The following is an 18,306-nucleotide window of genomic DNA, read 5'->3' as shown; positions in this document are numbered from 1 at the left end:
GGCGGGCGTGAGCCGCAGCCTGACGGTGGGGGGGTGGGCGGGGGACGGGGGGCCGTTTCCGCTTGCGGGCGCTCGCAGGCCACTCACGTGAGTGGCCTGCGAGCGCCCCTTCGTTTGTGCGAGCAAGACCACGAATGGGGAAACGACTACCGGGGCACGGGGAACGTGCGGCACCATCCAGGAATGGAGCGTGTACGTGATCTCTCTGAGCTGCCGAAAGCCCATCTGCACCTGCACTTCACCGGGTCGATGCGGCCCACCACCCTGCTGGAACTGGCCGACAAGCACGGCGTACGGCTGCCCGACGCGCTGACGGCGGCCCTGGTCAGCGGGGAGCCGCCGCGGCTGCGGGCGACGGACGAGCGGGGCTGGTTCCGCTTCCAGCGGCTGTACGACGCGGCACGCTCCTGCCTGCGGGAGCCGGAGGACATCCGGCGGCTCGTGCTGGAGGCCGCCGAGGAGGATGTCCGGGACGGCTCGGGGTGGCTGGAGATCCAGGTCGACCCGACCTCGTACGCACCGCGCCTGGGCGGGCTGATTCCGGCGCTGGAGATCATCCTGGACGCGGTGGAGACGGCGTCGCGCGAGACGGGCCTCGGGATGCGGGTCCTGGTCGCCGCGAACCGTATGAAGCACCCCCTGGACGCCCGTACCCTGGCCCGCCTCGCGGTGCGCTACCGGGACCGCGGCGTGGTCGGCTTCGGCCTGTCGAACGACGAACGCCGGGGCATGGCACGGGACTTCGACCGGGCCTTCGCGATCGCCCGGGACGGCGGCCTGTTCGCGGCCCCGCACGGCGGCGAGCTGACCGGCCCCGCCTCGGTCCGCGACTGCCTGGACGACCTCCGGGCCCACCGGGTGGGCCACGGGGTGCGCGCGGCCGAGGACCCGCGGCTGCTGAGCCGCCTGGCCGACCGGGGCGTGACCTGCGAGGTGTGCCCGGCCTCGAACGTGGCCCTCGGCGTGTACGACAAGCCCGAGGACGTCCCCCTGCGCCGGCTGTACGAGGCGGGTGTCCCGATGGCCCTGGGCGCCGACGACCCGCTGCTCTTCGGCTCCCGGCTGGCGGCGCAGTACGAGATCGCCCGCCGCCACCACTCCTTCACGGACGCCGAACTGGCGGAACTGGCCCGCCAGTCGATCCGCGCGTCGGCGGCCCCCGAGGACGTGCGCGCCAAGCTGCTGTCCGGGGTAGACGACTGGCTGGCGAACTGACGGACGGCCGCGGAGGGTGTGCCGGTCAGGACCGGGCCATGGCGCCGATCACCATGGGCAGCGTCTCCTTGTGGAAGATGCCGTCGGCCAGTGACCCGCCGACGGTCCTGCCGTCCACCTTCATGGTGGGCGTGCCGGTCACGCCCGACGCGTCGAAGGCCTTCTCGGAGGCGGTCACGAAGTCGCGGTGCTTCATGCCCTTCACCGCCGCGTCGAACTCCGCGCCGCGCAGGCCCGGGACCTCGGAGGCCATGTCCAGCAGGAAGGCGTCGGTGTAGCCGTCGACCTCCTCCTCGGGCTGGTGCGCGAAGAGCACCTCGTGGTACTCGGCGAACCTGCCCGCGTCCAGGGCGGCCCGCAGGGCGTTGGCGGCCTTCTTCGAGCCCTCGCCGCCGAGCCCGTCGTCGAGGAACGAGGCCAGCGTGTACTCGGCCCGGACCTCGCCGGACAGGATCAGCTCGCGCAGGCCCTCGCCGCCGCCCCGGGTCTCGAACTCCGCGCAGACCGGGCAGCGCAGGTCCTCGTACAGGTGGGCGACAGTCTGTGCGCGGGGGGATCCCACGCGGACGGTGGTGCCGTCCGGTGCGAGCGTCTCGTCGATCTCCCCCACGCTCGTGTAGGACGCCGCCGCGTCCGGCTCCCCGCCTCCGGTCGGCGCGGCGCCCGTGCCGCATCCCGTGGCGAGCACGGCCGCAAGGACGGCGGCGGCGACGGCCGCCACGGCACGTCGGCCGCGTCGTTCCCACATGGTCTTCCCCTCCCCTTGTGCCCTGTGAAGGACGAGGACCGACCCTATGTGATCTTCGTACGGCGCCCCAGCCGGTTTCCGGGTGGCTACAGGCTCACGCCGACCGTCACCGGCTCGTTGACCAGGGTGATGCCGAAGGCCTCGCGAACCCCGGCCACCACCTCGCGGGCCAGCGCGAGCAGGTCCTCCGTGGTCGCGGCGCCGCGGTTGGTGAGGGCGAGGGTGTGCTTGGTGGAGATGCGGGCCGGTCCGGTGCCGTAGCCCTTGGTGAAGCCCGCCTTGTCGATCAGCCAGGCCGCGGAGGTCTTGGTGTGCCCCTGTCCCGCCGGATAGGCGGGGGGCTCGGCGCCGTCGCCGAGCCACTTCCGCGCGCGCGTACGGAACACGGCGAAGTCGGTGTCCGTGAGGATCGGGTTGGTGAAGAAGGAGCCGGCGGACCAGGTGTCGTGGTCCTCGGGGTCCAGCACCATGCCCTTCCCGGCCCGCAGCTTCAGCACGGTCTCGCGGGCGGTGGCGAGCGGTACCCGGTCGCCCGCCTCCACGCCGAGGACGCGGGCGGTCTCGGCGTACTTGACCGGCGCCGACAGCCCGTCCGTGTCCTCCAGCCCGAAGCGGACGCGCAGGACGACGTACCGCTCGGGGTCGGTCTTGAAGCGGCTGTGCCGGTAGGAGAACGCGCACTCCTCGTTGGCCAGGGTCACCGTGCGGCCCGCCCGGCGGTCGTAGGCGACGACCTCGGTGATCGTCGAGGACACCTCCTGGCCGTACGCCCCGACGTTCTGGATCGGGGTGGCGCCCGCGGAGCCGGGGATGCCGGACAGGCACTCGATGCCGGCGAGCCCGGCCTCGACGGTGCGCGCGACCGCGTCCGTCCACACCTCTCCGGCGGCCAGCTCCAGCGTCGTACCGCCGAGTTCGAAGCCGCGGGTGGCGATGCGCAGCGCGGTGCCGTCGAAGCCCTTGTCGCCGATGACCAGGTTGGAGCCGCCGCCGATGACCAGCAGCGGTGTGCCGTGGGCGTCGGCGTCGCGGACGGCGTCGATCACCTCGGCGTCGGTGGTCGCGGTGATCAGCCGGGTCGCGGGGCCGCCCAGCCGGAAGGTGGTCAGCGGGGCGAGGGGCGCGTCGTGGAGTTCCTGCACGCGCCCAAGACTACGAGACCCCGCTGACGGTCCCGCACCTCGGCGAGTGCGGGACCGCGGTGGCCGTCAGGCCAGGCGCACGACGGCCCGGGACATCCCGAGGACCTTCTGCCCGTTGCTCATGGCGGTCAGGTCGACCCGCACGGTGTTGTCGTCGAGCTTGGCCGCGACCTTGCCGGAGACCTCGATCACGGCCCCCTCGTCGTCGTTCGGGACGACGACGGGCTTGGTGAAGCGGACGCCGTACTCGACGACGGCGCCAGGGTCGCCCGTCCAGTCGGTGACCACGCGGATCGCCTCGGCCATGGTGAACATGCCGTGCGCGATCACGTCCGGGAGCCCGACCTCCTTGGCGAACTTCTCGTTCCAGTGGATGGGGTTGAAGTCCCCGGAGGCGCCCGCGTACTGGACGAGGGTGGCCCGGGTCACGGGAAAGGTCTGCGCCGTCAGCTCGGTGCCGACCTCGACGTCGTCGTAGGCGATCTTCGCCGTCATCGGTTTCCTCACGCCTCCTCGGCCGCGCGGGCCACGAGCTTGGTCCAGGCGGTCACGACGTGCTCGCCCGTCTCGTCGTGCACCTCGCCGCGGATGTCCAGGACGTCGTTGCCGGCCAGGGACTTGATCGACTCGATGGTGGAGGTGACGGTGAGCCGGTCGCCGGCGCGCACGGGCCGGGTGTAGGCGAACTTCTGGTCGCCGTGCACCACGCGGCTGTAGTCCAGGCCGAGCTGCGGGTCCTGGACGACCTGTCCTGCGGCCTTGAAGGTGATCGCGAAGACGAAGGTCGGCGGGGCGATCACATCAGGGTGGCCGAGCTCCTTGGCGGCTTCCGGGTCCGTGTACGCCGGGTTGGCGTCGCCCACCGCCTCCGCGAACTCACGGATCTTCTCCCGGCCCACCTCGTAGGGGTCGGTGGGCGGGTAGGACCGCCCCACGAAGGACTGGTCGAGCGCCATGGCTCGGCACCTCCTGGTGTCGCTGGGGTTTACGCGGCCCGGCGGGCGGTCCGGCTTTCACCGGGCTCCCGCTGGACTTTCGCTGGGCTTTCGCACATGAAACAACATGAGGCCGCCCCCGTGGTGCGGGGACGGCCTCATGTCTGAATCTGATCAGCGCGTCTCGCGGTGCGCGGTGTGCGCGTTGCAACGCGGGCAGTGCTTCTTCATCTCGAGCCGGTCGGGGTTGTTCCGCCGGTTCTTCTTGGTGATGTAGTTCCGCTCCTTGCACTCCACGCAGGCCAGCGTGATCTTCGGGCGGACGTCGGTGGCAGCCACGTGAGTGCTCCTTGACGAACGGGTAGGCTAGTTCAACGCAAGAAAGAGTAGCCGATCGAAGGACCGACCCCGCAATCGGCTACTGTGAGTAGCGGTGACCGGACTTGAACCGGTGACACAGCGATTATGAGCCGCTTGCTCTACCGACTGAGCTACACCGCTGTGATGCGATCGGGCCCCGCCTTGCGACGGGAACCTCTCACACCAGAGCCCCAAAACGGAATCGAACCGTTGACCTTCTCCTTACCATGGAGACGCTCTGCCGACTGAGCTATTGGGGCGAGCGAGGAAGACATTACACGCTCTGCGGCCGTTCACCCAAATCCGTTTCCCGGCACCGCCCCAGGTCCCGCGGCCACACCGGTACGACTATTGCGCTCCTCCCTCGCCAGGCCCGGCGGCCGCCCTAGGCTCGACTCACTCTGCGTGATCTTGCGTGGCCCGCGCGGCCTCGCGGTCCGCGCCCCGAACGTGTCCCGAACCCCTGTCGCCCTGCGTACCTGGAGTGCGATGCCCCCCGGACAGCCGCCACCCCCCTCGTCCTCCTCGCCGGGCCCGTCCGGACGGACGGACCCGGACGGGCTGCTGCTGTGCGGAGCCCGGCTGACCGACGGGCGGACCGTGGACGTACGGCTGTCCGGTGAGCGCATCGAGGCGGTCGGCACCGCGGGCAGCCTCGGCGCGGGCGGCCCGCGGGGCGGCGCGCCGCGCGTCGACCTCAGCGGCTACCTGCTCCTGCCGGCCCCGGCCGAGCCCCACGCCCACGCCGACACGGCCCTGACCGCCGACAGCGGCGGACCGGTGTCGTACGAACCGGAGGACGTCCAGCGCCGCACCACCGAGGCCGCGCTGCTGCAACTGGGGCACGGCGCGACGACCGTACGCGCACACGTACGCGTGGGCGACGTCCAGGGGCTCGGCGGCCTGACGGCGGTCCTGCGGGCCCGGCGGTCGCTGCGCGGGCTCACCGAACTGACGACGGTGGCGGTGCCGCGCGTGCTGACCGGGGCGGCCGGCGCGGACGGCCTGGCGATACTGCGGGACTCGCTCAAGATGGGCGCCTGCGTCGTGGGCGGCTGCCCGGACGTGGACCCCGACCCGACGGGCTACGTCGAGACGGTCCTCGAAGTCGCCTCCGAGCACGGCTGCCCCGTCGACCTGCACACCGACGGCGCCGACCCGGCCCGCCTGGCGCGCATCGCGGCGATGGCGGGCGGGCTGCGCCCGGGAGTGACGCTGGGCCCGTGCGGCGGCCTGGCCCGGCTGCCCGCCGGGGCGGCCGAGCGGGCCGCGGACCAGCTGGCCGCGGCCGGGGTGAGGGTGGTGTGCCTGCCGCAGGGCTGCTGCGGCGGCGCCGAGGGACACGGGACGGCGCCGGTGCGGCTGCTGCGGGCGGCCGGGGTCCGGGTGGCCGCGGGCAGCGGCGCCCTGCGGGACGTGTCGAACCCGGTGGGGCGCGGCGACCCGCTGGAGGCCGCCTACCTGCTGGCCTCACGGCACGGACTGCGCCCCGAGGAGGCCTACGACGCGGTGAGCGCGTCCGCCCGCGCGGTGCTCGGTCTGCCCGAGGTGCGGGTGGAGGCGGGTTTCCCCGCCGAGCTGCTCGCGGTGCGCGGCGACCGGCTCGCGGGGGCGCTGTCGCTCGCGTACAGCCGGATCGTGGTGCACCGGGGGCGCGTGGTGGCACGCACCAGCGCGGTACGGGAGTTCTGCGACTCCGCCGCCACGGTGGAGCTGGGGCTGCCGCGGCAGGGGCGGGGGGAGTTGTCCTGACGGTCCGTGCCGCAGGGCTGCGGCAGTGCCGCCAGGGGCGTGCGGGACACGGTGGAGCGCGCCCCGGGGCCTGGCCGAAGTCGTGCGGCGGATACGGCCGTCCGGGCGTACGGTCGGAAGCATGCGCATTGTCATCGCTGGTGGTCATGGTCAGATCGCGCTGCGGCTGGAGCGGTTGCTCGCCGCGCGCGGGGACGCGGTGGCGGGCATCGTCCGCCGTGCCGAGCAGAGCGAGGACCTGCGGGAGGCCGGCGCCGAACCGGTCGTGCTCGACCTGGAGTCGGCGTCGGTCGAGGAGGTCGCGCAGCTGCTGCGGGGCGCCGACGCGGCGGTGTTCGCGGCGGGCGCGGGCCCGGGCAGCGGCGCGGCGCGCAAGGACACGGTGGACAAGGGTGCGGCGGTGCTGTTCGCGGACGCGGCGGTACGCGCGGGCGTGCGCCGCCATCTGGTCGTGTCGTCGATGGGCGCGGACGCGGCGCACAAGGGCGACGAGGTCTTCGACGTCTATCTGCGCGCCAAGGGCGAGGCGGACGACCACGTCCGCCGTCAGGAGGCCCTGGACTGGACGATCCTGCGCCCCGGCTCGCTGACCAACGACGCCGGCACCGGCCAGGTGCGTCTGGAGGCCCACACCGGCCGCGGCATGATCCCGCGCGACGACGTGGCCGCCGTAGTGGCCGAACTGGTGGAGACCCCGGCCACGGCCGGCCTGACCCTGGAACTCGTCAGCGGCTCGGCACCGGTGTCGGTGGCGGTGAAGTCGGTGGCGGGCAACTGAGTACGTCCGGGCGCCTCCGGCACCGACAACCGCTCAGAACAAGGGCATCTGCCCAGGACACTCCGGAACGGCATAGCCGTCCAACGACGGCTGCGCGGCGCCGAGTTGCGCCATCCGGCGCGATCCGGCACAGGAGGTCAGCCCGCCGCTCGCCCGCGTCCCGGGCGGGTCGTGCCGCGCGAACCGCCCGGCGACCACGGCGATCTCCCGACGGCACACGGGGCAGAGTCTGCGACGCGAGGACATGGCCCCAGTGTGCACGGCACCACCGACACCGACCCCGCGCCCACCCACAAAGCCCGCTCCGGCCTGCCGTATAGGCCGATCAGAGGGGGTCTTCCCCCAAGTGGCGGCGCCAGGGTGCGAACCCGGGAAGGCTGAGCCGGCGGATTCACCGGCCGCGCCGCCCGGATTCAAGACGTCGTCATCGCCCTGTGGTGTCACTCCGCGTGTGTGCCCGCGCGCTCGCGTGCCGGCCCCGGCCCCCGTTCGGCGTGTCGAGGCGCCGGGTCGCCACGAGCAGCACTCCGACAAGGACCGGCCACAGGACGATCACTCCGACAGGGCCGGTCCATAGACCGAACAGCCCGGCAGGAACAGCGCAGAACACGGCACCGATTGTCTGCACCCCGTGCTTTCCGAGGCGTGTCGGGAGCCCCGTCGCGGCGTAGTGAGGAGCGCGCGCGACCGCGTGTCCCCCCGCACAGGCGGCGAACAGGCCGGTGGCGAGCAGGGCCAGGGCGATGGCCGTGGACCACAGAGGCAGTCCCTCGGGGTTGTCGTCGGAGTACTGCGTCACGCCGTCCTTGCTCACGGCGGTCGCGTAGTCCCGCCACATGGTGACGGTGACCACGTCTCCGGCACGCAGGTGCCTGAGCAGCGGCTCGGCTCCTCCCATGGCCACTTCCCGGGGCACGGGGCCGGGTCCGGTGAGCCGGAGGTCGTACCGCTGGTTCTTGGACTGTTCCCTGATCTCCGTGCCGCGCACGGTGGCCTGGACGGGGCGCAGGCAGTCCTCGGTGACTGCCGTGTCACAGAGGCGAGCGGCTCGATACGCGCGCTCCTCGGCCATGTCGTCGGGCACGCGGGTCAGTCCGAGGCCGGCGAAGAAGACCAGCGCGGCGCCGAGCAGTAGGGCGACGGCTCCCCAGCAGCGGTGCCAGACGGTACGCAGTCGCGGCATGTCAGGCACTCCGCCGCACGCGGGAGCAGACCGCGAACACGGCCATCGCGACCACCGGCCCCACCGCGGTCGCCACCCTGGCCGCCTCAGCCCACATCACCGGCCGGTCCCCGCCCACCACGTCGCCTTCCGCCTTCCCCGCCCTCCCCGTCCGCGCCGTCGTGCCGACGACCTCACATCGACGGCAATTGAGCCACACCCGTCCCTCCGTCGCCATACCCGCCCCCCTGGGGCCGATCGTGCCTGACGCGAGAGAGGTCGGGATTGGTGTGAAACTGAGCGCGGAAGGTGGTGATCCCCGTGTCGGACCCACCACACGCGTCCGCCGGTCCCGACGCCGCCGTCGACGAGAGCCGGCTGGAAGAGCTGATCATCGAGGCGCAGACGGCCCTGCCGTTCGAGCTGTCCGCCCTGGCGAACCGGTGCGCCTCGGCCCTCGGCCTGGACACCGCGCTGATCTACCTCGTCGACCTGCAGCAACGGCTGCTCATCCCACTCGACGAGACCTTGGAGCCGCTGCCGGTGGCCGACTCGTTGGCCGGCGGGGCGTACCGCACCGTCTCCCCACAGGTGGCCGACGCCGACGACGGCGTGATCATATGGATGCCCCTGGTCGACGGTGCGGAGCGGTTGGGCGTGCTGGCGATGCGGACCGCCGCGCTCGACGGGGTGCGTATGCGCCGCAGCCGGATGCTGGCCCATCTGTTCGCCATGCTGATCACCTCCAAGCGCGCCTACAGCGACTGGCTCGTCGCCCGCACCCGCACCGCGACCATGCGGTTGCCCACCGAGATGCTGCGGGCCTTCCTGCCACCCCGCACCATCGGCAGCAACAGGTGCGTCTCCACCGCGGTCCTGGAACCGGCGTACGACGTCGCCGGCGACGCCTTCGACCACTCGGTGGTCAAGGACGTACTGCACACGCTGATCCTCGACTCCATGGGGCACGATCTGACCTCCGGCCTGACTGCGTCGGTCGCCATGGCCGCGGCGCGGAACGCCCGCCGCGGCGGTGGCGACCTGGCCGACGTCGTCGGCTCCGTCGACCAGGCGCTCGCCCAGTGGCTGCCCGACCAGTTCTGCACCGGCGTGCTGTGCCGGCTCGACGCGCAGACCGGGGTGCTGCGCTGGGTCAACTGCGGTCACCCGCCGCCGCTGCTGATCCGTGCCGAGCGGGTGGTCGACGGGGCGCTGGACAGCCCCCCACAGCCCCCGCTCGGCCTGGTCGGCGAACTCGCCCCGACAGCCCGGCAGGTCCACGAGACGACACTGGAACCGGGCGACCACGTCCTGCTCTACACCGACGGCGTTGTGGAGGCACGCGAAACGGATGGAGTGGAATTCGGCCTCGACCGGTTCACCGACTTCATCATCCGCTCCTCCGCCGCCGGCCAGCGCCCGGCCGAGGTACTACGGCTGCTCATCCACGCCATCCTCGACCACCAGCGCAACCAGCTGCGGGACGACGCGACCATCCTGCTGTTCGAATGGCGCCCGTAGCACCGGTAACGGATCTTCGTCCCGAACTTGGCCGAGCGCTCGACCTTGGCCGACTGTTCCTCCCCCTTGCGACGCCGGTCCACGGAAGGCCGGCCACTCCGACGGTCCACCTCTGAGGCCGCGCCTGCGTGCTCGCTGCTTTCGCCGTCTCCTGCGGTCGCGGGGCGATCCGTAGCGGAGCAGTCTGGAAGGCATGGGCTCCAGGCAGGGACATGTGGGTCTCGGGCAGCCGTGGCAGCCTAGCCACCTGCTGCTGCTGATCCCTGTTGCGCTCATCGTCGTGATCACCGCCGCGGACATCGCGACTGGGCCGAACATCATTCTCAGCCCGCTGCTGGTGGTCGCGCCCACGCTCACCGCGTGGTTCGCGGGCCCCTGGACGACGGCCGGCATCGGGGCCCTGGCCATGGCGGGCGAGGCGGTCAGCAGCTGGCGGACCGGAATGCAGTCCTCACGGAACGCAATAGTGGAGGTGATCGCCATCGCGGTGATCACCTCGTTGATCGTGTTCCTGTGTGCGGTGCGCGACCGGCACGCACGCCAGATGGCCCGGGTCCGGTCGGTCGCCGAGGCCGCCCAGCAGGTGCTGATGTGGCCGCTGCCGAGCCGGCTCGGCCCGCTGCGGCTCGCCTGTGTCTATCTGGCTTCCGAGGAGGAGGCCGAGATCGGCGGCGACCTCTATGCCGCCGCCCGCACCGGCAGCGCGGCCCGCGTGATGATCGGCGACGTGCGGGGCAAGGGCCTGCCCGCCCTGGGCGAGGCCGCCCTCCTGCTCGGCGCCTTCCGCGAGGCCGCCCACCAGCAGGCCTCCCTGCCCGAGCTGGCCGCTTCCCTGGAGCGGAGCATGACCCGCTACCTCGCCGACTTCGAACCGGAGGGCGAGGCGGGAGAACGCTTCGTGACCGCTCTTCTGGTCGAGATCACCGACGCCGAGCCCCTGGTCCGCATGACCAGCTGCGGTCACCCGGCCCCCCTGCTGCTCGGCCCGGACAACACCGTCCACGTGCCCCGCCTCCACCCCGGGCCCCCACTTGGCGTCGGCGTCACGGATCCCGACAACCACGTCGTCGATGTCCTGCCCTTCGGCCCTGAGGACACGCTGGTCCTGTACACCGACGGTGTCATCGAAGCCCGTGACCACAACGGCGTCTTCTACCCGTTCGCGGAACGCGCGGCCCAGTGGACCGACCGTCCTCCCGAGGCGCTGCTCCACCAGATCGAACGCGACCTGCTCGCCCACACCGGCGGACGCCTCGGCGACGACGTCGCCCTCCTCGCCATCCGCCGGGCCCACATCCCGCACCCGGACCACCAACTCCAGCGTGTCCAGCGCTACACCCCGGCGCCGGCGGCCGGCAGCTGCGGGACATAGCCGCCAAGGGCCCGGGCGAGGTCTCCTGGTCCCGGGTGGGAAGGCCGCCGGAGCAGGCTCGCAGGCCTTCGCCGGCGCTGATGACCGCTCAGCGGGCGGGTTCGAGCGGGCAACCACGGGTCTTCGAAGCCGGGCCCGCACCGCGTGGACAGTGCTGCGGTCGCCAAGTGGGCCGCACTGGCCGATGATCAGCTCATGCGGTGCGTGAAAGAAGCCGGAGATGCAATGTGACGTTCACCCACGCGATGCAGCGTGCTGCCCAGGCATTCGAGGCCGTGGGTGCGATCGTGCTGGTCGTGGGCTTCGTCCTGTCCATGGTGGCCGCTGCTCGGGCCTGGCGGAAGTCACGGCGCTCCGCCGACGGGTATCTGGCTCTCCGGCGGTGCTTCGGTGGCGCCTTGCTGCTGGGGCTTGAGGTTCTCGTCGCCGCAGACCTCATCCGTACTGTCGCGGTCGCGCCGACACTGGACAACGTAGGTGTACTGGGCCTGATCGTGTTGATCCGGACCTTCCTCAGCTTCTCCTTGGAGGTCGAGCTCGAGGGGGTCGCGCCGTGGCGTCGGGCGCTGGCCAACAGTGCCGGAAGCGTCCGGCGGACCGCCACACGGGCGGCCGGCAACCAGCCCCCTCCTCCAGCCGGCGACTAGAAGGGCCGGCACGCTCCACACGAGGAAGAACGGCCATGGAGGGGTGGCGTGTGCCGGCGCCCCGCCGAACCGGGACTGTCCTGACGGCCTGATCACCACACCGAGCGTGTCCGTCAAACCGGACCATGCGCAGCCGGACCAGGGCCTGGTCGCCCGCCGGTAACTCAGCGTGGATGCTCGGCCGGACCTCCACGATGGCGTCGGCGTCCTCCTGGTCGCCCTCCTCGTCGCGCCAGAGGTAGACCCGCACGTGCTTCGCCCGGTGAAGGCCGCGCACCTTCCACTCGGTCATCAGGTCGGCGACGACAAGAGAAAGGGCGTACTGGGGACCCTCGCTCGAATCGTCGGCAGTGATCGTGCCCCGCCACCGTTCGGGGTCGCTGCCGTAGGGGCGCCATCCCTCCGAGCCGTGCGGCTCGAACACCCGGTACACCCAGTCCGTCTCGGTGCCCATAGCACCGATCCTGTCACTGCAAGAAGCACCATGCGCCGCAATCGGATCCACCCTCGCCGACCACACGCCGTCCGCATCCGATGCTCATCGCAGCCGCTCACACCGCAATCAGCCGAACGTACATGATCACAGCCAAGCCCGCACTGCATATCAGGGCTCTCTCCCTCGTCCAGCGGAGCCCGAGTCGCATGGCGTCGGCGCCGCCCCCAAGGGCAGAGTCCTCAGCGCCCCCGGTCAGCGCGCGGAACTCAGGCAATCAACCACTCGTTCGATTTATCTTTGGCGCACCACGGCAACGACGGACGCGGAGGCGGCGACAAATTTCCCATTACCTACAGCGGCATGGCACAGGACTGTTTGCGCTCATATTCTGCCGGGCTCCGATTGTGAAAAACCGGTCTACACCCTTCGCGAACAATGGGTTGCCGCCTCCCTCATCCAACTGGCCATCAGCCGTTCCAGGGAGTACGAGGCGGACGCGTCCGGCGCCCGGCTCACCGGCGACCCACTTGCCCTCGCCAGCGCCCTGCGCAAACTGGAGAGGGGGACCCAGCAACTCCCGCTGCCCCCGGAGCCTCGCATCGAGACCGCGAGCCACATGATGATCGCGAACCGTTCCGCCCTGGTCAGGGGGTGTCGAAGAGGTTCTCCACGCACCCGCCGATGGCGGAGCGCATCGCCCGACTCGAGCAGATGGCAGGTCGTCACCGGTGAAGACAATCCTCAACGTCATTTGGCTGGTCCTGAGCGGCTTCTGGCTGTTCCTCGGTTACTTCCTCGCGGGCGTGCTGCTGTGCATCACGATCATCGGCATCCCGTTCGGCATCGCGGCGTTCCGTATCGCTGTCTACGCCCTGTGGCCCTTCGGATACACCACGGTCGAGCGCCGCGGCGCGGGTGCCCCCTCCTTCATCGGCAATGTCCTGTGGCTGGTCCTCGCGGGCTGGTGGCTGGCCCTCGAGCACATCGCCGTCGCCATCGCCCTGGCCGTCACGATCATCGGCATTCCGTTCTCCATCGCCAACCTCAAGATGATTCCGGTCGCGCTGTTCCCGCTGGGCCGGGAAATCGTCCCCACGGACCAGCCGTTCGCGACGCGCTGACGGACAGGGCGCGCCAGGAGACCTGAGGGCCTCGGTGGCCATAGCATCGCAGACCGACAAGGCCATTCAGAACGCCGACATCTGGGCGAAGGCGTACGCGACTGCGGGTACCTCGCACACGTGCAACGCCTACTGAAGCACGTACGACTGATCTCGCTGGTCTCACCACGGCCTGACCAACTGAAGCACCGGCCGCCCTGGACCTGCGGCCGGCGCTTCATTCCCTTGTAATCTCACTTCTTTGAGTGGTCGAGCCACCCACTCATTCCCACCATCTCTCGCGAGGTTGTCCCAGTATGCGCACGCTGCCACTTGTGTCGTTAGCCATCGCCACGGGCGCCGCCGTGGGAATGGGCGGCCCCCTCCTCGACGCATCCGCCAGCCCATGGGCAAGCGCGCTTGGGGCAGTCCTGGTCGCCGGCTGGTGTTACGCAGCCATCCCCTTTTGCCTCGGCATGGCAAGCGCATCCAAGTTGAAGGCCGCCACCGTCGGCACGGCTGCATTGCTCATCACTGTGGTCTCCTACTACTCAATCAAGGCCGCGCAGGGCGATTTCAGGACAGTCGACCTCTCGGAGACCAGCGGCAGAGAGTTCTTCTCATGGGGCGAATTCGCCAGCATGACGTTGTATTGGTGCCTCGCAGCCCTGATCTTGGGACCGCTTCTCAGTGTGGCGGGTTGGCTGGCACGCCAAGGCACGATTCGCCTCCCCTTTCAACTCCTCGTCCCAGTTATCACACTTGCCGAGACAATGATGCGGTTGCAAGTCGAAGCGTCCAGGGCCTCATCTCCAGCGGTATGGGCCTGGGAGTCTGTTCGCGCGACGTCGATAGCGCTGATCGTGCTCCTCATCGGCGTGGCGGCATGGAAAAAGCACAATCGTCGTTCGCCCGCGCAGCTCGATGGCTGAGTGACCCCATGTGTGAAGGTGGCCGAGGCCAAGCGCCTGCACTACTGGTCTCGGAAGGAATGGGAAACGAGGGGCCCCGGACGCCCTCAGGCGCCGAGGGCCCTGTGGCGTTACCGGCCGGCGGCGGCGAGCGCGGCGGCCAGGGCGATGAACCCCTTGTGCCGCGGCGAGCTCCATGACGTCGCCCGCGAAAGCCTCGACCTCGCCGAGCTCGTCGGCGCCTCGTACGGGCCGGCGGCCAGCCGGATCTGGTGGCACGGCGCCTTCAGCGCCAACCGCGTCATCCGGCGGTTGCACGGTCCGCGGTCCGGCCTGTCGTTCGGCGGCAGGCCGTGGGGGAACGTGTGGGTGGGGTGTCGTCCGTAAATCCATGCTTCCAGTGGTCCAGCACGGCTCCCCTTTCGATCGGGCCCGCGGGCGGGTCCTGGTCAAAGCCCACGGTGCTGCCGTCGGGCAGCAGATCGAGCACCCGCGACGTGGTCCACCCGATCTCACCGTTCGCAAGGACGGCGATGTCACGCGCCAGAGCGCCGGGTGTCAGCATGTCGTCCGCGACCGCGTCCCTGCTGGCCCGGCGTCCCTATGATCTTCGTCATGCAGGGGTGTCCTTCTGGCTCAGCTCGGGAGTGGACTCATGGAGTGCGCCGCCGAGCCGGCCACAGCATCGCGGTACTGCACAGGGTCTACGCGAAGGTCTTGGACCAGACCCGCGAGCGGGCCAACAGTCGGATCGAAGCCGCGTTGCCCAAGTGGAACGAGCCCGAGCAGTCACGCCTCCCCCGGGGGACACCTGGGGGACACGCCCTGATCAGAGGTGGGATTCGGGCGGCACGGGGTGAGACACGCCGTCCGCATCCGATGCTGAGTCGAACCGAGGCAGGGAACGAAGAAACCCCCTCCGACCTGCCGTAAGGGCTGGTCGAAGAGGGTTTTCCCAGAGTGGCGGCGCCAGGATTCGAACCTGGGAAGGCTGAGCCGGCAGATTTACAGTCTGCTCCCTTTGGCCGCTCGGGCACACCGCCTTGGGATGCCGCCGGTCCGACCGCTTTTCGGCGGTGCTCTCCGGCAACGACGTAAACAATACCCGATGCTGAGGGGTGCTCCGCCACCCCTTTGATCGGCGGCCGGCACGCCCTGGGATGGCTAGGCTGGTGCGGATGCGACCCGCGACCCGCAGGCCGGGATCGGCGGCCTCCCCCACGCCCGCCGGCACGCATCCGATACGCACCCCGATACAAGGAGCCACAGGACATGGCCGACTCCAGTTTCGACATCGTCTCGAAGGTCGAGCGGCAGGAGGTCGACAACGCCCTCAACCAGACCGCCAAGGAGATCTCGCAGCGCTACGACTTCAAGGGCGTCGGTGCCTCGATCTCGTGGTCCGGTGAAAAGATCCTCCTGGAGGCGAACTCCGAGGACCGGGTGAAGGCAGTCCTCGACGTCTTCCAGTCCAAGCTGATCAAGCGCGGCATCTCGCTGAAGGCCCTGGACGCGGGCGAGCCGCAGCTGTCCGGCAAGGAGTACAAGCTCTTCGCGTCGATCACGGAGGGCATCTCCCAGGAGAACGCGAAGAAGGTCGCGAAGCTCATCCGCGACGAGGGGCCCAAGGGCGTGAAGGCCCAGGTCCAGGGCGAGGAACTGCGCGTCAGCTCCAAGAGCCGCGACGACCTCCAGGCCGTCATCGCGCTGCTGAAGGGCCAGGACTTCGACTTCGCGCTCCAGTTCGTGAACTACCGGTAGGACAGAACAGGGTGGGCACCCGGTCGGCGCCCACCCTTTCCCACCCGCCGGCCGCGGCCCCGCCCGGCCCACGGGCTCAGTCGCGCGAGTTGCCGAAGAAGATGCGGTAGGCGATCAGCAGCACGAGCGAGCCGCCGATCGCGGCGGCCCAGGTGGCGCCGTCGTAGAGTTGCCGGCTGATCGGGTGGTGCAGCCAGCGGGCGGAGATCCAGCCGCCGAGGAACGCTCCGGCGACGCCGATGAGGGTCGTGACGATGAAGCCGCCCGGGTCACGCCCGGGCAGCAGGAGCTTCGCGATGGCGCCGGCCAGGAGCCCCAGGATGATCCAGCTGATGATGCCCATGCTCTGAACCTGCCCTTCCACGCCGTGCCTGCACTGTCCCGGTGCTTCGACTTCGGTTCGGACAGGCTGTGCTGCTGCGCCCGCAGGCTGCGTCGTGCTTGTCGTGCTTGTCGTGCTTGTCACGTGCTGTGATCGTGCTTACCACACGCGTGTTCGTCCCGCGCCGGGAGCACATCGTGGAGAGGGACACCCTGACCGCGTCCCGCGGTTGCACCGGTCAGTAGGGTTCGGACCATGAGTCGGTCCGCTGCCCCGTCCTCGGCGTCCGCGCTGCGGCGCACCCTCGGGGTCACGGACGCCGTGGTCATCGGGCTCGGCTCGATGATCGGAGCCGGGATCTTCGCCGCCCTGGGGCCGGCGGCCCGCGCGGCGGGCTCCGGGCTGCTTCTCGGGCTCGCGGTCGCCGCCGTGGTGGCCTACTGCAACGCCACCTCCTCGGCACGGCTGGCCGCCCGGTATCCCGCCTCCGGCGGCACGTACGTGTACGGGCGTGAACGCCTCGGCATGTTCTGGGGCCATCTGGCGGGCTGGGCGTTCGTCGTCGGCAAGACGGCCTCCTGTGCGGCGATGGCGCTCACCGTGGGCGCGTACGTCTGGCCGGGTCAGGCGCACGCGGTGGCGGTCGCGGCGGTGGTGGCGCTGACCGCGGTGAACTACGGCGGCGTCCAGAAGTCCGCCTGGCTGACGCGGGTGATCGTGGCGGTCGTGCTGGCGGTCCTCGCCGCCGTGGTCGTGGTGTGTCTGGGGTCCGGCGCCTCTGCCGCCGACCGGGCGGCCGTCGGCGGCTCGGTCGGCGCCGGCGGCGTCCTTCAGGCGGCCGGGCTGCTGTTCTTCGCCTTCGCCGGGTACGCGCGGATCGCGACCCTCGGCGAGGAGGTGCGCGATCCCGCGCGCACCATTCCGCGCGCGATCCCGCTCGCCCTGGGCATCACGCTGGCCGTGTACGTGTGCGTGGCGGTGGCCGCGCTCTCCGTGCTGGGGCCGGACGGGCTGGGCCGCGCGGCGGCACCGCTGGCCGACGCGGTGCGGGCGGCCGGTGTGCCCGGGCTGGTCCCGGTGGTGCGCGCCGGGGCCGCCGTGGCCGCGCTGGGGTCGCTGCTCGCCCTGGTCCTGGGCGTCTCGCGGACCACGCTGGCCATGGCCCGGGACCGGCATCTGCCCGCTGTGCTGGCCGCCGTGCACCCCCGTTTCCAGGTGCCGCACCGGGCGGAGCTGGCCGTGGGCGCGGTGGTCGCGGTGCTGGCCGCGACGGTCGACGTCCGGGGCGCGATCGGCTTCTCCTCCTTCGGCGTCCTGGCGTACTACGCGGTCGCCAACGCCTCCGCCTGGACCCTCGATCCCGCCCCGGCCCGGCGCGCGGTCCCGGCGCTGGGCCTCGTCGGATGCGTGACGCTGGCGTTCGCCCTGCCGTGGATCTCGGTGGCCGTGGGCGGCGGCGTGCTGGTGGCGGGCATGGCCTCGTACGGCGTACGACGCTGGTGGGCGGCGCGGTAGGGCCCGGCGTACGGCGGCGGCGCACCGCGGGATCGTCTCCGAACGTTCCCGATCACGCTACAAGGGGGCTGTGGCTCCCTCACATCCCCTGATCGCACCGATACTTGAGTCAGCGGGCAGTGCCGACGGAACGATCTTGGAGGATGCCGATCATGAAGGTGATCAACCTGCTGCTCAACCTCGTGTGGCTGGTCTGCTGCGGCATCTGGATGGCGATCGGTTACCTGATCGCCGCGCTCATCTGCTTCGTCCTGATCATCACCATTCCGTTCGGCATCGCGTCGCTGCGCCTCGCGGGATTCGTCCTGTGGCCGTTCGGCCGCGACGCCGTGGAGCGTCCGGGGGCCGGGGCGGGGTCGTTCATCGGCAACGTGATCTGGCTGGTCTTCGCGGGCTGGTGGCTGGCGCTGGGGCACCTGATCACCAGCATCCCGCTGTTCCTGTCGATCATCGGCATCCCGTTCGGGTGGGCCAACCTGAAGCTCATCCCGGCCTCGCTGATGCCCCTGGGGCGTGAAGTGGTCCGGACGGACGACGGATTCGCCGGGCGCTGAGCGACCCGCCCGGACAGGTAAGGCCGGGCGCCGTCGCCGCCGTCCAGGGCGGCTCTCCCCGGCCGGGCTTCGTCC

Annotated in this window: 19 protein-coding genes, 3 tRNA genes and 3 pseudogenes; 13 read left to right on the top strand and 12 right to left on the bottom strand. The window is 70.9% G+C overall.

Annotation, left to right across the window (positions count from 1 at the left end):
• The first annotated feature begins 183 nt into the window (after positions 1–183).
• Positions 184–1,215: an adenosine deaminase gene (locus tag ACIQMV_RS27455; RefSeq protein ID WP_402596098.1), complete on the top strand. Its 1,032-nt coding sequence runs from the start codon at positions 184–186 to the stop codon at positions 1,213–1,215.
• Positions 1,216–1,240: 25 nt separating this feature from the next.
• Here ACIQMV_RS27455 and ACIQMV_RS27450 read toward each other — a convergent pair whose 3' ends face one another.
• The 7 genes from ACIQMV_RS27450 to ACIQMV_RS27420 all read right to left on the bottom strand — a co-directional run bounded on the left by ACIQMV_RS27450 (position 1,241) and on the right by ACIQMV_RS27420 (position 4,660).
• A complete protein-coding gene (locus ACIQMV_RS27450; protein WP_402596097.1) occupies positions 1,241–1,963 on the bottom strand; it encodes a DsbA family protein in 723 nt (240 codons plus the stop codon).
• An 86-nt stretch (positions 1,964–2,049) separates the two neighbouring features.
• Positions 2,050–3,105 carry a UDP-N-acetylmuramate dehydrogenase gene (locus ACIQMV_RS27445; protein ID WP_402596096.1) on the bottom strand — a complete coding sequence of 352 codons (1,056 nt, stop codon included), beginning with the start codon at positions 3,103–3,105 and terminating at the stop codon, positions 2,050–2,052.
• A gap of 66 nt (positions 3,106–3,171) precedes the next feature.
• A complete protein-coding gene (locus ACIQMV_RS27440) occupies positions 3,172–3,600 on the bottom strand; it encodes a MaoC family dehydratase (RefSeq protein ID WP_225078012.1) in 429 nt (142 codons plus the stop codon).
• 8 nt (positions 3,601–3,608) lie between these two features.
• Entirely contained in the window at positions 3,609–4,061 is a 453-nt protein-coding gene (locus ACIQMV_RS27435; protein WP_141359401.1) for a MaoC family dehydratase N-terminal domain-containing protein, read from the bottom strand.
• A 153-nt stretch (positions 4,062–4,214) separates the two neighbouring features.
• Positions 4,215–4,379 (bottom strand): 50S ribosomal protein L33, encoded by a 165-nt coding sequence (gene rpmG, locus ACIQMV_RS27430; RefSeq protein ID WP_003948671.1) that lies wholly within the window; start codon positions 4,377–4,379, stop codon positions 4,215–4,217.
• An 89-nt stretch (positions 4,380–4,468) separates the two neighbouring features.
• Positions 4,469–4,541: transfer RNA gene (locus ACIQMV_RS27425), tRNA-Met, on the bottom strand.
• 46 nt (positions 4,542–4,587) lie between these two features.
• Positions 4,588–4,660 (bottom strand) — tRNA-Thr (locus tag ACIQMV_RS27420).
• Between the two features lie 229 nt (positions 4,661–4,889).
• Between ACIQMV_RS27420 and ACIQMV_RS27415 the strand changes: the two genes are divergently transcribed.
• Both ACIQMV_RS27415 and ACIQMV_RS27410 read left to right on the top strand, forming a co-directional pair.
• On the top strand, positions 4,890–6,152 hold the full coding sequence (locus tag ACIQMV_RS27415) for an amidohydrolase family protein (protein ID WP_402596095.1): 1,263 nt from the start codon (positions 4,890–4,892) through the stop codon (positions 6,150–6,152).
• Between the two features lie 121 nt (positions 6,153–6,273).
• Positions 6,274–6,930, top strand: coding sequence for an SDR family oxidoreductase (locus tag ACIQMV_RS27410; protein ID WP_402596094.1), 657 nt, complete (start codon positions 6,274–6,276; stop codon positions 6,928–6,930).
• 33 nt (positions 6,931–6,963) lie between these two features.
• Here ACIQMV_RS27410 and ACIQMV_RS27405 read toward each other — a convergent pair whose 3' ends face one another.
• Together ACIQMV_RS27405 and ACIQMV_RS27400 are read right to left on the bottom strand one after the other, a co-directional pair.
• Positions 6,964–7,176 carry a hypothetical protein gene (locus tag ACIQMV_RS27405; RefSeq protein ID WP_141359404.1) on the bottom strand — a complete coding sequence of 71 codons (213 nt, stop codon included), beginning with the start codon at positions 7,174–7,176 and terminating at the stop codon, positions 6,964–6,966.
• Between the two features lie 178 nt (positions 7,177–7,354).
• Positions 7,355–8,113, bottom strand: a complete 759-nt coding sequence (locus ACIQMV_RS27400; RefSeq protein WP_402596093.1) for a hypothetical protein — start codon at positions 8,111–8,113, stop codon at positions 7,355–7,357.
• 291 nt (positions 8,114–8,404) lie between these two features.
• On the opposite strand from ACIQMV_RS27400, the gene ACIQMV_RS27395 reads away from it, so the two are divergent.
• The 6 genes and pseudogenes from ACIQMV_RS27395 to ACIQMV_RS27370 all read left to right on the top strand — a co-directional run bounded on the left by ACIQMV_RS27395 (position 8,405) and on the right by ACIQMV_RS27370 (position 14,100).
• Positions 8,405–9,613, top strand: a complete 1,209-nt coding sequence (locus tag ACIQMV_RS27395; RefSeq protein WP_402596092.1) for a PP2C family protein-serine/threonine phosphatase — start codon at positions 8,405–8,407, stop codon at positions 9,611–9,613.
• 193 nt (positions 9,614–9,806) lie between these two features.
• Positions 9,807–10,985 carry a PP2C family protein-serine/threonine phosphatase gene (locus tag ACIQMV_RS27390; RefSeq protein WP_402596091.1) on the top strand — a complete coding sequence of 393 codons (1,179 nt, stop codon included), beginning with the start codon at positions 9,807–9,809 and terminating at the stop codon, positions 10,983–10,985.
• A gap of 227 nt (positions 10,986–11,212) precedes the next feature.
• Complete coding sequence (locus ACIQMV_RS27385) at positions 11,213–11,632, top strand: DUF1622 domain-containing protein (RefSeq protein WP_402596090.1); 420 nt, start codon at positions 11,213–11,215, stop codon at positions 11,630–11,632.
• An 875-nt stretch (positions 11,633–12,507) separates the two neighbouring features.
• A pseudogene (locus tag ACIQMV_RS27380) lies at positions 12,508–12,800 on the top strand (M48 family metalloprotease); the annotation flags it as partial.
• A complete protein-coding gene (locus ACIQMV_RS27375) occupies positions 12,797–13,189 on the top strand; it encodes a YccF domain-containing protein (protein ID WP_402596089.1) in 393 nt (130 codons plus the stop codon). The pseudogene ACIQMV_RS27380 and the gene ACIQMV_RS27375, both read left to right, overlap by 4 nt.
• 296 nt (positions 13,190–13,485) lie before the next feature.
• Positions 13,486–14,100, top strand: coding sequence for a hypothetical protein (locus ACIQMV_RS27370; RefSeq protein WP_402596088.1), 615 nt, complete (start codon positions 13,486–13,488; stop codon positions 14,098–14,100).
• A 370-nt stretch (positions 14,101–14,470) separates the two neighbouring features.
• Here ACIQMV_RS27370 and ACIQMV_RS27365 read toward each other — a convergent pair.
• A pseudogene (locus tag ACIQMV_RS27365) lies at positions 14,471–14,653 on the bottom strand (glycosyltransferase family 2 protein); the annotation flags it as partial.
• 1 nt (position 14,654) lies between these two features.
• On the opposite strand from ACIQMV_RS27365, the pseudogene ACIQMV_RS27360 reads away from it, so the two are divergent.
• Positions 14,655–14,865: pseudogene (locus ACIQMV_RS27360) on the top strand (site-specific integrase); the annotation flags it as partial.
• 175 nt (positions 14,866–15,040) lie between these two features.
• On the opposite strand, the gene ACIQMV_RS27355 reads toward ACIQMV_RS27360, so the two are convergent.
• A tRNA-Tyr gene (locus tag ACIQMV_RS27355) sits at positions 15,041–15,122 on the bottom strand.
• Between the two features lie 229 nt (positions 15,123–15,351).
• Between ACIQMV_RS27355 and ACIQMV_RS27350 the strand changes: the two genes are divergently transcribed.
• Positions 15,352–15,840 carry a YajQ family cyclic di-GMP-binding protein gene (locus tag ACIQMV_RS27350; RefSeq protein ID WP_402596087.1) on the top strand — a complete coding sequence of 163 codons (489 nt, stop codon included), beginning with the start codon at positions 15,352–15,354 and terminating at the stop codon, positions 15,838–15,840.
• 76 nt (positions 15,841–15,916) lie between these two features.
• Here the strand turns inward: ACIQMV_RS27350 and ACIQMV_RS27345 are convergent, their stop codons facing one another.
• Positions 15,917–16,183 carry a GlsB/YeaQ/YmgE family stress response membrane protein gene (locus ACIQMV_RS27345; protein ID WP_141359418.1) on the bottom strand — a complete coding sequence of 89 codons (267 nt, stop codon included), beginning with the start codon at positions 16,181–16,183 and terminating at the stop codon, positions 15,917–15,919.
• Between the two features lie 234 nt (positions 16,184–16,417).
• Between ACIQMV_RS27345 and ACIQMV_RS27340 the strand changes: the two genes are divergently transcribed.
• Both ACIQMV_RS27340 and ACIQMV_RS27335 read left to right on the top strand, forming a co-directional pair.
• Positions 16,418–17,677, top strand: coding sequence for an APC family permease (locus ACIQMV_RS27340; protein WP_402596086.1), 1,260 nt, complete (start codon positions 16,418–16,420; stop codon positions 17,675–17,677).
• 152 nt (positions 17,678–17,829) lie between these two features.
• Positions 17,830–18,231, top strand: coding sequence for a YccF domain-containing protein (locus tag ACIQMV_RS27335; protein WP_141359420.1), 402 nt, complete (start codon positions 17,830–17,832; stop codon positions 18,229–18,231).
• Positions 18,232–18,306: the final 75 nt, after the last annotated feature.

Source organism: Streptomyces sp. NPDC091412, from assembly GCF_044756885.1.
Taxonomy (GTDB): Bacteria; Actinomycetota; Actinomycetes; order Streptomycetales; family Streptomycetaceae; genus Streptomyces.
The sequence above is the reverse complement of the archived record's forward strand: the minus strand, read 5'-3'. Positions and strand labels throughout refer to the sequence as shown.

Coding starts and splice junctions, on each gene's coding strand:
- ACIQMV_RS27415 (WP_402596095.1), top strand. CDS start 4,890: ATGCCCCCCGGACAGCCGCCACCCCCCTCGTCCTCCTCGCCGGGCCCG.
- ACIQMV_RS27400 (WP_402596093.1), bottom strand. CDS start 8,113: ATGCCGCGACTGCGTACCGTCTGGCACCGCTGCTGGGGAGCCGTCGCC.
- ACIQMV_RS27410 (WP_402596094.1), top strand. CDS start 6,274: ATGCGCATTGTCATCGCTGGTGGTCATGGTCAGATCGCGCTGCGGCTG.
- ACIQMV_RS27455 (WP_402596098.1), top strand. CDS start 184: ATGGAGCGTGTACGTGATCTCTCTGAGCTGCCGAAAGCCCATCTGCAC.
- ACIQMV_RS27335 (WP_141359420.1), top strand. CDS start 17,830: ATGAAGGTGATCAACCTGCTGCTCAACCTCGTGTGGCTGGTCTGCTGC.
- ACIQMV_RS27450 (WP_402596097.1), bottom strand. CDS start 1,963: ATGTGGGAACGACGCGGCCGACGTGCCGTGGCGGCCGTCGCCGCCGCC.
- ACIQMV_RS27350 (WP_402596087.1), top strand. CDS start 15,352: ATGGCCGACTCCAGTTTCGACATCGTCTCGAAGGTCGAGCGGCAGGAG.
- ACIQMV_RS27370 (WP_402596088.1), top strand. CDS start 13,486: ATGCGCACGCTGCCACTTGTGTCGTTAGCCATCGCCACGGGCGCCGCC.
- ACIQMV_RS27440 (WP_225078012.1), bottom strand. CDS start 3,600: ATGACGGCGAAGATCGCCTACGACGACGTCGAGGTCGGCACCGAGCTG.
- ACIQMV_RS27405 (WP_141359404.1), bottom strand. CDS start 7,176: ATGTCCTCGCGTCGCAGACTCTGCCCCGTGTGCCGTCGGGAGATCGCC.
- ACIQMV_RS27345 (WP_141359418.1), bottom strand. CDS start 16,183: ATGGGCATCATCAGCTGGATCATCCTGGGGCTCCTGGCCGGCGCCATC.
- ACIQMV_RS27435 (WP_141359401.1), bottom strand. CDS start 4,061: ATGGCGCTCGACCAGTCCTTCGTGGGGCGGTCCTACCCGCCCACCGAC.
- ACIQMV_RS27340 (WP_402596086.1), top strand. CDS start 16,418: ATGAGTCGGTCCGCTGCCCCGTCCTCGGCGTCCGCGCTGCGGCGCACC.
- ACIQMV_RS27390 (WP_402596091.1), top strand. CDS start 9,807: ATGGGCTCCAGGCAGGGACATGTGGGTCTCGGGCAGCCGTGGCAGCCT.